The organism is Spirulina subsalsa PCC 9445 (genome assembly GCF_000314005.1).
Classification (GTDB): Bacteria; Cyanobacteriota; Cyanobacteriia; order Cyanobacteriales; family Spirulinaceae; genus Spirulina_A; species Spirulina_A subsalsa.
On record NZ_JH980292.1, the window covers coordinates 935,099 to 949,175 of the forward strand.

Genomic DNA, 14,077 nt, shown 5'->3' on the forward strand with positions numbered 1-14,077 from the left:
GACTCCCAGACTTTCACAAAGCCCTAATTCTTCTCAGAAGACCCAAATTTTACGTCAGCCCAGTTATTACGAGGGGGGATGGCCTCAGCGCGGGCGAGGGTGTCTTTTAGTTTAGTCATATCTTCTGCTTCAATCGCTTGTTTAATATCCCATTTATAATGAGCGTGTTGGATGGCCTCTTCCTTAGAACGGGAAGAGGTTTCAAAGCATTTTTCAAGGTCGCCTAGGATGCCTGACCTACGCGCTTTTGTGTAATATTTTCGTTCAGTTCCTAGTAGTTTGCTCATCAGTTCAAGGTGCATGGCATCTTCCCCACAGATATCCGCGAGAGTTGCCCATTCGTCGGGGCCGAGGATACTATGTTCATCAGCACCCGGGCGAGGATCTACAAAAGTTTTTCCTGTGACTTCTTTATAAATGCGGGGGACACTATCATCAAATTCGTACTTTTCTTCGACCCAAATCCGTCGAATTTCGCTCAATTCTTCCGTTGTGATTAAGGTGATGTCTTTCATATCATCAGGGGCAGTATTTCGGATAGTTTCTTGTGCTTGTAGGACTCGTCGCAGCCAATGTTCTCGCCAATATTTGGTATAAGGCCCCGGAATTGGTTCGACCGATATTTCACCGTTAACATTCCGCTCAAATAGTTCCACTCGTCCATGTAAGCGCCGAAAGTCCCTTTTATCTCGGTCGTTTCGGATATCGAGTTCTAAGCGAAAGTCAATTAAAGGTTGTAGCCATTCTTTTTCATGATCATTTTTTATCATGGCTGATAACGATTTGTCACTATCAACTAAGGTACAAACCCAACAACCAAAGCGGGAATTTCCACAACTAGGAGTAGATGTATCAACAACTAAAGGACATTCATTATCTGCGGTTGAACCTCGATACATTTCAAATAAATCTTTATTACTATGTCCCCAAGGGTTTTCCCATTGCATTAGATATAACCAGACCTCATCAGTTCTCCATGCTTCAATGGGAGTATAAAGTTTTGAATTTGGCAAGCTGGGATTAGGACATAAACGCTCTTGGAATCTAGTCTCTTCTCGTTTCTTCATAATTGCAGCACGGTTAGCACTTTCCGTTTTACGAGTCCCTAGTAGTAAAACAGTTTCGCCATTTTTACGAACTACATCTCTTATGAAATTGTTCGATGGATCAATTTTTAGTCTACCAGTACACCATCTAAACTTTTGACGAGGAGCAGGATAACCTTTTCCAATTAATGCACTCCAGTAAGTCGTTTCTGGTGGTGGCTGCAAAAGGTTAGCAGAAATTGGCATATTTTGCTCTTTAGCCGCTAATTCAATTTGGGCTAACGACTTACGCACCCAGGCTGAAACTATTGGGTTCTCCACTCTTGTATCAGTGGTAATAACGTCAATATGTTTGATTCGTTTCTCTATTGGCAAATCTGCGATTGCATACCAAACAAGCTGTAACAATGCTGTTGAATCTTTACCACCACTATAACCAATAACCCAAGGAATTTGATCAAGAAGATAGAACTCTTGAATTTCTTCGGATAAAAATTTAATGTCATCGAGAAACTCTGTAACGCCACGTGGCGGAAACAGGGATGTCTGAACAGGTGTCATTATTGATTGCCCCAAAGACTAAAATACAAGCGATCTATATATATCGACCGACTTATGCTGTATCATGGTGATGATTTACACAACACCAACCTAGTCATGTCAGACGATATCCAATTTGATTCAGAACCCATTGTAAGGCTAGACGATATTCTAGAGCCGTATTTTTCAAAATACCATCGTCACAGGTGCTTCCTAGGTCTTCTATTCCATCAAGGGAAACGAGACATGGTTCAGATCAATGTGCGCGCTGATGACTTGCCTACCCTCCTTCAGGCAAAGCCTTCCAAGAATAATGATCCGGATTCTGGGAAAAATCGTCCAGAAGTCAAAGGTCATGCGGATGAGGTTAAGAATTATGTATTGAAAAGAGTCAAACGGGATAAGCCTTGGATTTTAGGAACATTAACCGCTAACGTTGATCCAGAAAAAGTTCAATTATATCCTTTAGGACGGGGATTGTGTTTTGTTGTAATACCACGTGGGGTCAAGTTAGATATTACTGATGGTCAACACCGGAAGCGTGCCGTTCATGATCTTATTGAAAGTTCTAATGGGGAATTAATCGCTAATAATGACTTTCCCATTACTCTCGTTTTGGAAAAAGACTTAAATCAATGTCAAACAGACTTTAGAGATATGGCACAGACTAAATCCTTGCAAAAGTCTTTGCTTTTATCTTTTGGTGAGTTCGAGGGGACTATTGGGATTACAAAAAATCTCATTAAATCTGTGCCAATTTTTACAGGAAAAACCGAGAAAATACAGGGTTCAGCGTCGGCTAAAAAGCGGCTAATTTTCACAAGTAATTATATTGCTAAACTGGTTTCGTGTGCTTTTACAAATGACCCTAATAAAGATTTGCTTAATCTAGATTTTGACTCGGCATCACAAAGTTTAATCGATGCTCTAAATCAGTTTTTCTATGAGTGTAAAGATACAAGGAAAATTTATGAAATTAGTCCAGAAGATTTGACGGTTAATGAAGTAGCTGATTTTATTGATAATTGCCTATTAGGTAGAAGTGTTGGTTTAGAAATATTAGGTAAACTTCTGTATTGTGCTTATAACAAAGATGTAGAAGAGTGCCATTTTGACTCTGAAAAGGTATCCAAGATAGCTGATCTGGACTGGTCAAGAAGTAGTTATCTTTGGAAGGATAATGTTGTGTTAACAGATACTAAGAATCCACAAAAACCTTATAAGATTACGACTGGTATTAATGCTATTAGAATTGCTACGAATCAGGCAAAGGCTGCATTAGGCTGGCAATAGATAGCAACCCATTCCAAAAGTCAAGTTATTTTTATAAATTGCAATAACCTGACAATATCCGGTATTGATTCGCCAGTTCCCTTGACTTTGCCATCACTTCTTGATCAATCATTTTAGACCACCCTCATGGATTCTCTTGATTCTCTTTGGGGGGTTTTTGAATACTATCTAAATCTGGGGGAATGGGAGAAGGAACCGGATTAGCTTCAGGAGAAGGGCGCAACTCCCGCATAAACAGACGATCAACTTGTAGGGGAATTGTCATATTCAAGTTAACCCCATCAGCCGTTACGGTTTTCCCCTGACTGACAAAAAGAACAAACTTCAATTCTCGACCCACTTGTTGACTCACAAACTGTTCCACCTCCATCACCTGCTTGGGTGTAATCTCTATGGCCGATTGTACCGTTAAATAGACGATTGGCACTCTCCTAGACCAATCAATGCGAGTATCAATGAGGGTGACATCTTCTTGCCCAATGGTGATGGTTTGACGCAACAATAACGTCCGCACTACTGTTTCTAAGCGGGACTTCTGCACCAATTCAAGGAAATTAGTTCCCAAAGGAATGACTAACAACAGGGCCGACAAAATCGCCCAGGTGATGGAATGACTCACTTGAGCATATCCAGCGACGATAAACACCAACATACAGGCTAGGGTAATGCCCAATAGGTTGGTCGCATAGAGTAAGAACGCCCCCATTGCCGCATCCCCAAGTCCGGCAGATAGGGCTAAACCGACAACACATAACGGGGGCATTAGGGCAACAGCGATCGCCGTTCCGGCCACCGCATCGCTCACCCCCTTACGCACCTTGGCAAAACCGCTAATTCCCCCAGCCGCTAAAGCAATGCCTAAGTCTACAATATCCGGTCTAACCCGGGCTTGGAATTCCGAACCAAACCCCGCAATCGGAACAATTGACCCCAGAAACCACGAAAGGAGAATGGCCAGTAGAGTTCCTCCCACAATCGCAATAACCGATTTGCGAAACAGGGGAACATCCCCCTCTAGGGCAGAAAAGGCTAATCCTCGCAGGGGTAACATGAGGGGAGCAATCAACATCGCCCCAATGATCACGGCCGCACTGTTACTGAGAAGACCAAAAGTGGCGATCGCACAGGAACTAATCGTCAATACGACATAATTCGTCGTCCAACTGGCCTCTGACGCTAATTCACTCTGGAAAATATTTAAACGTTCCTCAGTCACCGCTTGGGGAATCAAACGACGCAAAAAACGCAAGTAGGGACTCAGGGATAAACGCATATCGGCCTATAGATCGGGATAGGGAATCGGGAGTTGGGAAGACGCAAGAGCTTTAGTTATGACCTATTGCCCTATTCCCCACACCCTCCTTATGTGAGACTGTTATAGAACATTGTAGGGAAATTATTATGCTGGCGAAACGGATTTTACCTTGTTTAGATGTGAATGCAGGGCGTGTGGTCAAGGGGATTAATTTTGTCAATCTTCAGGATGCCGGAGATCCCGTCGAGTTAGCCCGGGCTTATAATGACGCAGGGGCCGATGAGTTAGTGTTTTTGGATATTACCGCCACCCATGAAGACCGAGATACTATGGTGGATGTAGTCTATCGCACGGCCGAACAGGTATTTATTCCCCTCACTGTGGGCGGTGGGATTAATTCCTTAGAAAATATTAAAAATTTGTTACGGGCTGGGGCGGATAAAGTGAGTATCAACTCCGCCGCCGTGCGTAATCCCGATTTTATTAATCAAGCCGCCGATCGGTTTGGGAATCAGTGTATTGTGGTCGCCATTGATGCCCGACGACGGAAGGGCGAAAACCAGTCAGGCTGGGATGTGTATGTGCGCGGGGGACGAGAAAATACCGGGATTGATGCGATCGCCTGGGCCAAAGAAGTCGAACAACGCGGAGCCGGAGAATTGTTGGTCACAAGTATGGATGCTGACGGGACTCAAGCCGGTTATGATCTCGAACTGACGCGCACTATTGCCGAGTCCGTAGAAATTCCCGTCATTGCCTCGGGAGGGGCTGGCAATACCCACCACATTTATGAGGCCGTCACAGAAGGGAAAGCAGAAGCCGCACTACTCGCTTCCCTACTCCATTACGGCCAATTGACGATCTCAGAAATTAAAAACTACCTAATTGACCATCAAATCCCTATGCGCCGCTAAGTATTTAGGCTTAGACCCATTTCTTAAAAGAAGCGAAAGTTTCTGGGAGATGACCCAATCTCTCAGATTTTGTATACTAGAATAGAGAAAAGTTTACAAAACGTAAAATATGTTGATTCCTATTCTAATCTTTGACGTTGCACTGGTGGCCTGGTCCCTCCACCTGATGCAGGAAGCTGTTGATCAACAGGAATTTTCTCTCATGCTAGCAGGAACGCTAGTTTCCTTATGTGCTGCGGGTTTGCTCGTAGTTTACTTCATGATGAACCACTGCCTCACCTACCTCACCCAAGCCGGGGGGATGGGCTATTATTAAAGCACGTTAAGAAACTTTGGAAAAAATTTTGAGTAATCGCTTGACAAAAGCTTTTTATTTTGGCTATTATCAATAATGCACTGAACGGGGTTATAGCTCAGTTGGTAGAGCACTGCAATGGCATTGCAGGGGTCAGGAGTTCGAATCTCCTTAGCTCCATTTCGATTTTTCGCGTTTCCTTGTGCGCCCAAGGCGCTAAAGCGCAACCCATCCTGACAACGAAAGAAGCTCAGTGAGGGTAAAGTCCTTGGACTCCCGTAGAACGGAGAATCTCCGCCCCTTTGCATCGGGGAGTATCGAAAAAAGCTGTAGTTAATCTGTAAAAACGGGAAAATTCTTGAATTTGCCCTTAGAGTTTTCCCAGAGGCAGCAGGTCATGATGTTCCCTCATCGGCCCAGAAAATCAGCGTGCATCAAGGAAAGCGAATACTCCCGAAGAACTTCTCCCTCTCGAAGAAATATCTTTTTGATCTAAGCGGCTAAGACTCGCAAACTTCTTTCCCCAGACCAACTCAAACCGAACAGTTCTCTGGATTGACTGTATGCTTATTAACCTGTCTTCCTTAACGTTTCTGCTCAAGAAGCTCAAGCTACGCAACACGATTCTAGTCGGTTATTCTGTTCCCATTGTCTTATCTGGTGTGACCGCCCTTGTGGTTTATGTGCAGGGAGTGCGACAAGTAGAGCAGCAAACCCAACAAGTCACCCAGTTACACGAACATATTAATCAAGTCAAAGACCTTGCCTTTAGTATCTCTGCAATGGAAAAAGCGGCAAGAGGTTACTTAATGGGCGAAAAAAGTGCAGAATTGGCGATTTATGAAGAATGGGATAGTCGATTTTATGAGCAATCGGAAATTATTCGCTATTTAATCGACAATCCTCAACAACGCCAGACCTTAAATGAAATTATCGAAGTCGGCGATCGCATGAACGAACTCTATCGCCGTCTGATCTCCTACGTTCAACTGAACAACCGCAGCAAATCCCAACAAATCTGGCAACAGGGGCAAGTCCAAGCCATCACCCAAAATCTGAGCGAATTAGTCAGCACCTTTGAAGCCTACGAACAAGCCCAACTCGCCCAAGAACGTCAACAACAACAAGCCGCCCTGCAATTTTTAACCTTCTTAGTCTTTAGCATTACCTGTTTATCCGGGGGAATTGCCTTTATCTCAGGAGTGAGTATTGCCTCAGCCGTAAGTCACCACCTCACCCAAGAAGCCAGCGCCATCACCCAATCCTCCCTAGAAATTGCCGCCACCATGGAACAACAAGAACGGAACACCTCCCAACAAGTCGCCGCCGTCAGCCATGCCAGCATTACCTTTGATGAACTCAATGCCTCCTTCCGTAAAGCCGAAGAACAGGCCGCCCATTCCGCCGTTGATGCCAGTCATGCCCTTGACCTCTCAGAAAACGGGAAACTCGCCGTCCAGCGTACCCTAGAGCGAATGCAAATTTTAGAAAACAAAGTAGACGAAATTCGCGACCAAACCGAACGACTGCGAGAAAAATCGTCCCGCATTGAAACCATTAGTCAATTAGTAGGGGAACTGGCCGCTCAAACCAATATGCTCGCCCTCAACGCCGCCGTAGAAGCCGCCCGGGCAGGAGAACAGGGTCGAGGTTTCGGCATAGTCGCCACAGAAATCCGTCGCCTAGCCGATGAAAGCAAGACCTCCGCCCGGAATATTAGCGATTTAATCGGGGAAATTCGCCTCGAAATTACTAGCACCGCCCAAGCCACAGAAGCGGGAACCGAAACCGTTAAAGAAGGGGTCATCATTAGTCAAGAAATGGCCCAGGCCTTTGGGGGGGTAGCAGATGCCGTGGAAAGTGTAGTGAATAACAATCAGATGTTAGCCTTAAATGCCAAACAACAGGTCGCGGCAATGGAGCAAATGTTACAGGTCATGAACGAAATCACCCAGGCCGCTCAAAATAATGCCGCCAGTGTGACCCAAGTTCGCAGTGGTGTAGACTTTCTCAACCTTGCCCTAGAAAACCTCAAAGCCTTGGTTTAATAGAGATTTGTTCAGCTTCTCCAGCCCCCTGCTCTGTAATAGGGAATAGGGACTAATTGGGGTCTGCTGAATAACACGCCTATGCTAGGCTCAACAAGGGAACAGGGAACTCTTAACAGGGAACAGATCATCTAAAACTGGCACGATTGCCTATTCCCGACTCCCGACTCCCGACTCCCGACTCCCGATTCCCGACTCCCGATTCCCCAACCCTCGGACTTATTCAGCAAGCCCTAATTATCAATTCTCCCCTTCTCCCCCTCTCCCCTGCCCCCCTGCTCCCCAACTTATTCAGTAAGCCCTACCATGAAAAATCTCACCCCGACCCTAACACCCCCTGCCCTCTGTCCCCGTTGTGGCAAAACCCATTTAAGCCTCGATTCAGTTTCCCAGACTTGGCGAGATCATCACCCCTTCTGGATGGATTGTCCTACCAATCCCGTGGACTGGCTAGAAGAACAGGTCAAATTAGGATTACAGTCCCCCTCCCTCTTTAAGACGGCTCAAGACCAGATAGAAGAGGAAATGCGCCAAGCCCTGTTAGTGGAGAAAATCGCCGGAAATGACCCCGAAACAGCCCTCTGGGTGCAAGAATTAATCCGCCAAGCGGGGGGCTTTGATAGCGCTTTTCGGGCGGCTTTTGGGGAGCAGGCGACCCAGTTGGCGCAAGATAGCCAACAGCGTTATCCCCTCAGTCGCCGCCAGTTTATCCAAAACCTGCTAATTGGGGCAATGTTAGTCACGTTAGCCAATTGTGGGGAGGCGATGCTACCAGAGGATGAGGAGAGTTTAGCCCAGCGCCGCTTAGAAAAGACTCATTTAAAAATTGCCTTTCTGCCTATTGCTTGTGCAACCCCCATTTTAATGGCTCAACCCTTGGGGTTTTATGAGAAACACGGGCTAACGGTGGAATTAGTCAAGATGAATAGTTGGCCTGACTTGCGAGATGCTGCGATCGCGGGAGAATTGGACGCCTACCATATGTTATCCCCCATGCCCCTCGCCATGTCCTTGGGATTAGGTTCTCCGGCGACGGCGATCCGCTTGGCTAGTATTGAAAATAACAACGGCAACGCCATTGTCGTCGCCCTCCGTCATCGAGAACGCATTACCGGACCCGCCGACTTTAACGGTTTTCGCATTGCTGTTCCCTACATTTACTCCATGCACAATCTCCTCCTCCGCTACTATTTAGCCACCGGAGGAGTTCATCCGGATCGGGAGGTAGAAATTGTGGTAGCCTCCCCTATGGCAGCACTGGAAGAATTACGCAACGGCTCCATTGATGCCATGTTAGTGGCAGAACCGTTTAATCAATTAGCCGTCGATCAAAATCTGGGCTTTATTCACCTGTTGAGTCAGGAATTATGGACAGGCCATCCCTGTTGTTCATTTACCGCCTCGAAAGCCTGGATTGACCAATATCCCAGCACCTTCCGAGCGGTGAATAAAGCCATTATTGAAAGTGCCTACTACGCCAGACAGTCCCAAAATCGCCGTGAAGCCGCCCAAGCCGTAGCGGGGGCAGAATACTTAAATGTTTCCCTGACGGCTTTAGAAAGTGTGTTTACGGGGCAATTTGAGGACGGTTTAGGAAATCGACGCAATGTTCCCAATCGCATTGATTTTGATCCCTATCCTTGGAAAAGTTTTTCCTATTGGATGACGACTCAATTTAAACGCTGGGGGTTTTTAGCAGATCCCAATATTGACCATGAGGATCTCGCCGATGAGGTGTTTATGACCGCTTTAGCGCGTCAGTTGAGCAAGCAGTTAGGTCAAAACCCCCCGACGTTGATTATGCGTCATGAGGATTTGAAATATGACCGTTTCGACCCAACGAATCCCACGGAATATTTAACTCGGCAAGTAGAGCAGTTTGGGTTTTAGGTCATTCATTCTTTTGGATGCTTCAAAAGACGGGGTTTCAGACCCAAGAGATTTGATGATCGAATAGGCCGACTCCTCAATTCTTCTACATCCTACTTCGCACCACTCAGGAATTCTCCCCATCCCCAATACCCAACTCCCGCTTACTTTGCCGCAGTTCCTTCCATAAATCCTTAATGCGTTGATAGGCCTCCTCCGTCGAAATCTTGCCCGCCGTTTCTAGATTGCAAATAAAATTCACCCGTTGGGCAAACTCCTGTAAATTCGCATTAAAAACTAACCGTTCCGGCGTGAACTTGCCATGATAGGAACTCCGAGGATATAAAAACTGCTGTTTATTTGTTGGTTGATCCGGATTCGAGGGATTGGGAGGATGGGAATTAGACATTACGCTACCACTTGCAGACCATTGGGGAACATTTAGCACGACTTAACTTATTGTATCGACAAACTCCCAGTTGATTCTGTTTCCCTGATTCCCTTCCCCATACCCCCCTATTCCCTATTCTGGGACACAACCGGATTTTCCCGACCCCCCTGTTCCCCGTTCCCCGTTCCCTATTCTGGGACACACTGAGTTACGACGCTTGAGGTCAGGACAGATAAAGCTTGTGTTAATCTCAGTGTATCATTGTCCTTTTTTCTCGCCAGTCCAATCCTGGACGCTCGCCAACATGAAGCGAAACGTTTCCATTCCCGTCAACCTAAGAGGAAAAACTATGTCTCAAGCCCCTAACGAAAAACTGTACGAAGGGAAAGCTAAAATCCTCTATCCCACCGATGACCCGAACATCCTGATCTCCTACTTCAAAGACGATGCCACCGCCTTTAATGCCCAAAAACGGGGGCAAATCCTCGGCAAAGGAGAAATCAACTGCACCGTTTCCGCCGCCCTCTTCCAGTACCTAGAACACAAAGGCATTGCCACCCACTATATCGACCAACCCACCCCCAATGAAATGCGGGTGCGGGCGGTGAAAATTCTCCCCCTAGAAGTCGTCGTCCGTAACATCGCCGCCGGAAGCTTGTGTAAACAAACCGGACTCCCCCTCGGTAAAATCCTACCCAGCCCCTTAGTGGAATTTTATTATAAGAAAGATGAACTCGGGGATCCTTTGCTCACATTAGAACGTCTACAAGTGATGGAACTAGCCACTCCAGACCAGGTGCAACAATTGATTGACAAAGCGTTACAAGTTAATCAACACTTAACTCAGTTCTTTGAGGGTTGCCGAATTCAGCTAGTTGACTTCAAACTAGAGTTTGGACTCGATTCTACCGATCAATTGTTACTGGCCGATGAAATCAGCCCAGATACTTGTCGTTTATGGGATCAACAGGAAACTGACCCCAATAAACGAGTGATGGATAAAGATCGATTCCGTCACGATCTCGGGCAAGTTGAAGCGGCCTATCAACAGATTCAGGAACGGGTGCTAACGGCGGTTCAAGCCAATCGTCCGTAAATCTTGCAAAATCACGTTAGTTGGTGTGTGGAAGTGCTGAAAACATTTAAAAATATGCGCTTATCTCCTCTTTTAGTCGTTTTTCTCACAACGTCAACCACTTTGGGTTTAGCGCGTACTGCCTTGGGAGAAGTCGCCACTTGGAGCGAGGGGAATCCAGATTCCCTGACCCAAGCTGATAGTCCCTCAACGCTTGCTCTAGAGTCCTTAGATTGGTCTTCCCTTGTCTCCGTAGCCTCGCCTCCCGATGGTTTACAGGAGTTCTCCGGCCGTGAAACGTCCAACTGGGGAACTCCAGAGCCGTCTGTAGGCATCTGGAATGAGCTTCTGTCTTCTCAGTTGCTTACTCAGGAGTCCCTAGAAACCCCCCTCTGGGTCGCCGCCGCTACCCTGCCGATTCCGGCCTCTCTACTGGAGGTAAATCCGGGGAATCCCAAGCCCTCAGTCCCAGATAGTTTGGAGAGGGTAGATAGTGAGGAAATCGCCCAAATGGTGGAGGCTGAAGCCCATCATCCTGATGTCCCGACGGGGTTAGAGGACGAGAATCTAGAAGGGGAGATATCCCTAAATGAGGACAGTGGGGAAACCTTAGTTGCGGGCGAAGTGCAACCGGAGACCATTATTCCCCCCCTGATTGCGACGGCCTTGGATCTCGCTCAATCCCCCCTCGACCAACCGCCCCCGGCCGCCCCTCCTGCGGAAGGAGAACCGAGGGTATTAGTGGCGGAAGTAGTAGTGGCTGGGGATAACCTCACCCCTGAACTGGAAGATGTGGTTTATAACGCCATTCGCACCCAGCCCGGCCGGACGACCACCCGTTCCCAACTGCAAGAAGATGTGAACGCGGTTTTTGCGACGGGGTTTTTTGCTAATGTGACCCAAGTTCCCGAAGATACGCCCCTAGGGGTGCGGATTACCTTTCAGGTGGAAGTGAATCCGGTGTTGCGGCAAGTGGTGTTACAAACTCTCCCCGAAGGGGCCGAACAGCGAGCGGTTCCCCCAGAGGTGATTGATGAGATTTTTGGCGGTCAGTATGGGGAAACCCTGAATCTGCGCACTTTACAGGAAAATGTTATCGCCCTGAATCAGTGGTATCAAAGCAATGGTTATGATTTGGCTCAGGTGTTGGGCAGTCCCCAAGTGTCTCGCGATGGGGTGGTGACGTTGCAGGTGGCCGAGGGGGTGATTGAAGATGTTCAAGTTCGATTCCTGAATGAAGAAGGGGAAGAGGTGAGCGGCCGGACTCGTCCCTTTATTGTCACTCGGGAGATGCAGATGGCCGCTGGGGGGATTTTCCAGCGTGATATGGCGCAGGCGGATTTACAGCGTGTGTTTGGCTTGGGATTATTCCAAGATGCCCGCCTGAATTTTGAGCCGGGGACTGATCCCAGCAAGGTGATTGTTAATGTGGAAGTGCAGGAAGGGAATACCGGGTCTGTGGCGGCCGGGGTGGGGATTAGCTCTGCTAGTGGTTTCTTCGGCACGGGGAGTTATCAACAGCGCAATGTGGGGGGGAATAATCAGGATTTAACGGCGGAGTTGCAAATTGGGACGCGGGAGTTCTTGTTTGATGTGGCCTTTACGGATCCGTGGATTGCGGGGGATCCCTATCGCACGTCTTACACGGTGAATGCGTTCCGTCGGCGGACGATTTCCTTGATTTTTGATGGGGGAGATCCCGAAATTCGTTTACCGAATAATGACCGCCCTCGGGTGGTACGGACGGGGGGCGGGGTGAATTTTGTCCGTCCTTTGGCTCCGGATCCCTTTAGTCGGGCGGATTGGACGCTTTCGGCGGGGTTTCAATATCAGGCGGTTTCCATTCAAGATGGTAATGCGGATATCAGCCCGGTGGATAGTTTGGGGAATTTGTTGTCGTTTTCTCCTAGTGGTCGGGATACGATTGTGGCGTTGCAGTTGGGGGCGATTTATGATCGTCGAAATAATCCCTTACAGCCGACTTCGGGGAGTTTGGTTCGTTTAGGGATGGATCAAACGATTCCTATTGGGTCGGGTCAGATTTTCTTTAATCGGTTACGGGGGAGTTATAGCCGCTATATCCCGGTGGATTGGTTTAATTTAAGCCGGGATCCCGACGCGCCCCAAACTTTGGCGTTTAATATCCAAGCGGGGACGGTTTTAGGGGATTTACCGCCCTATGAGGCTTTTAGTATTGGGGGGGCGAATTCGGTTCGAGGTTATGAAGAGGGCAATGTGGGCAGTGGTCGCTCTTATTTGCAACTGACGGCGGAGTACCGTTTCCCGATTTTGTCTTTTGTCGGGGGGACGTTGTTTGTGGACTATGGGACGGATTTGGGCAGTGGGTCGGCTGTTCCGGGGAATCCAGCACGGGTGCGCAATAAACCGGGTAGTGGTTTAGGATATGGGGTCGGGGTGCGGATTCAATCGCCTCTGGGCCCGATTCGGGTGGATTATGGGTTTAATGATCAGGGGGATAGTCGTTTGCATTTTGGGATTGGGGAACGGTTCTAATGGTTCAACGGACGATTCGAGAGGCTTTCTCCTGTGGGGGGGTGGGTCTGCATAGTGGTCAAATGATTAGGGTGCGGGTCTGTCCTGCCCAGCAGGGGGGGCGGTATTTTGTGCGGGTGGATCTGCCGGAGATGCCTGTGATTCGGGCGCAGGTGGGGGCGGTCTGTCAAACGAGTTTATCGACGGAGTTGGGTCAGGGGGGCGCAAAGGTGCGGACGGTGGAGCATCTGCTGGCGGCTTTGGCGGGTTGTGGGGTGGATCAGGCGCGGATTGAGATGGATGGGGGGGAGGTGCCGTTGTTGGATGGGTCGGCCGAGGAGTGGGTGAGGGCGATCGCACAAGTGGGATTACAGGAGTTACCGGAGGCGGAATCCCCCACCCCCCTGGTGGTTGAGCGACCGATTACGGTACAAGAAGGGGAGGCCTTTGTGACGGCACTCCCGGCCCCCCGTTTGCGCTTAACCTATGGGATTGATTTCCCTTACTCGGCTATTGGCAATCAGTGGTATAGCTGGAGTCCAGAAGGAGAACGGTTTGAGGAGGCGATCGCACCAGCCCGAACCTTTGGCTTTGCCGATCAGGTGGAACAGTTGCGCCAAGCGGGCTTGATTAAAGGGGGGAGTTTAGAAAATGCCCTGGTTTGTGACGAAACAGGCTGGTTAAATCCCCCCTTACGATTTGCAAATGAACCCGCACGTCATAAACTTTTAGATTTAGTGGGAGACTTAAGTTTATTGGGCTTATTTCCCCAAGCTCATATTCTGGCTTATAAGGCAAGTCATAAACTCCATATTCAACTGGCTAAAGCCCTCCTCGCCGGGGGCTAAAAGCCTTACT

Annotated in this window: 11 protein-coding genes and 1 tRNA gene; 9 read left to right on the forward strand and 3 right to left on the reverse strand. The window is 48.0% G+C overall.

Annotated features, from left to right (window positions below; all coding sequences use genetic code 11):
- Positions 1-23: 23 nt before the first annotated feature.
- Entirely contained in the window at positions 24-1,607 is a 1,584-nt protein-coding gene (dndC, locus tag SPI9445_RS0104550) for a DNA phosphorothioation system sulfurtransferase DndC (RefSeq protein ID WP_026079526.1), read from the reverse strand.
- Between the two features lie 96 nt (positions 1,608-1,703).
- Between dndC and SPI9445_RS0104555 the strand changes: the two genes are divergently transcribed.
- Positions 1,704-2,879 carry a DNA sulfur modification protein DndB gene (locus SPI9445_RS0104555; protein ID WP_026079527.1) on the forward strand — a complete coding sequence of 392 codons (1,176 nt, stop codon included), beginning with the start codon at positions 1,704-1,706 and terminating at the stop codon, positions 2,877-2,879.
- Between the two features lie 124 nt (positions 2,880-3,003).
- Here the strand turns inward: SPI9445_RS0104555 and SPI9445_RS0104560 are convergent, their stop codons facing one another.
- A complete protein-coding gene (locus SPI9445_RS0104560; RefSeq protein ID WP_017303547.1) occupies positions 3,004-4,152 on the reverse strand; it encodes a DUF389 domain-containing protein in 1,149 nt (382 codons plus the stop codon).
- A gap of 128 nt (positions 4,153-4,280) precedes the next feature.
- Here SPI9445_RS0104560 and hisF point away from each other — a divergent pair, with 128 nt between their 5' ends.
- The 5 genes from hisF to SPI9445_RS0104585 all read left to right on the forward strand — a co-directional run bounded on the left by hisF (position 4,281) and on the right by SPI9445_RS0104585 (position 9,281).
- Positions 4,281-5,048 carry an imidazole glycerol phosphate synthase subunit HisF gene (hisF, locus tag SPI9445_RS0104565; RefSeq protein WP_017303548.1) on the forward strand — a complete coding sequence of 256 codons (768 nt, stop codon included), beginning with the start codon at positions 4,281-4,283 and terminating at the stop codon, positions 5,046-5,048.
- A gap of 109 nt (positions 5,049-5,157) precedes the next feature.
- Positions 5,158-5,364, forward strand: coding sequence for a hypothetical protein (locus SPI9445_RS0104570; protein ID WP_017303549.1), 207 nt, complete (start codon positions 5,158-5,160; stop codon positions 5,362-5,364).
- 86 nt (positions 5,365-5,450) lie between these two features.
- Positions 5,451-5,523: transfer RNA gene (locus SPI9445_RS0104575), tRNA-Ala, on the forward strand.
- Positions 5,524-5,906: 383 nt separating this feature from the next.
- Positions 5,907-7,391 (forward strand): methyl-accepting chemotaxis protein, encoded by a 1,485-nt coding sequence (locus tag SPI9445_RS0104580; protein ID WP_017303550.1) that lies wholly within the window; start codon positions 5,907-5,909, stop codon positions 7,389-7,391.
- A gap of 306 nt (positions 7,392-7,697) precedes the next feature.
- Positions 7,698-9,281 (forward strand): ABC transporter substrate-binding protein, encoded by a 1,584-nt coding sequence (locus SPI9445_RS0104585; RefSeq protein WP_017303551.1) that lies wholly within the window; start codon positions 7,698-7,700, stop codon positions 9,279-9,281.
- Between the two features lie 106 nt (positions 9,282-9,387).
- Here SPI9445_RS0104585 and SPI9445_RS0104590 read toward each other — a convergent pair whose 3' ends face one another.
- Complete coding sequence (locus tag SPI9445_RS0104590) at positions 9,388-9,669, reverse strand: DUF7219 family protein (protein WP_017303552.1); 282 nt, start codon at positions 9,667-9,669, stop codon at positions 9,388-9,390.
- A gap of 331 nt (positions 9,670-10,000) precedes the next feature.
- On the opposite strand from SPI9445_RS0104590, the gene purC reads away from it, so the two are divergent.
- From purC to lpxC, 3 genes are read left to right on the forward strand one after another with little or no spacing between them, the layout of a single operon-like run.
- Positions 10,001-10,747 (forward strand): phosphoribosylaminoimidazolesuccinocarboxamide synthase, encoded by a 747-nt coding sequence (purC, locus tag SPI9445_RS0104595; RefSeq protein WP_017303553.1) that lies wholly within the window; start codon positions 10,001-10,003, stop codon positions 10,745-10,747.
- A 54-nt stretch (positions 10,748-10,801) separates the two neighbouring features.
- Positions 10,802-13,240 (forward strand): BamA/TamA family outer membrane protein, encoded by a 2,439-nt coding sequence (locus SPI9445_RS0104600; RefSeq protein WP_017303554.1) that lies wholly within the window; start codon positions 10,802-10,804, stop codon positions 13,238-13,240.
- Positions 13,240-14,067 carry a UDP-3-O-acyl-N-acetylglucosamine deacetylase gene (gene lpxC / locus SPI9445_RS0104605; protein WP_017303555.1) on the forward strand — a complete coding sequence of 276 codons (828 nt, stop codon included), beginning with the start codon at positions 13,240-13,242 and terminating at the stop codon, positions 14,065-14,067. Before SPI9445_RS0104600 ends, lpxC begins: the two co-directional genes overlap by 1 nt.
- The last annotated feature ends 10 nt before the right edge of the window (positions 14,068-14,077 follow it).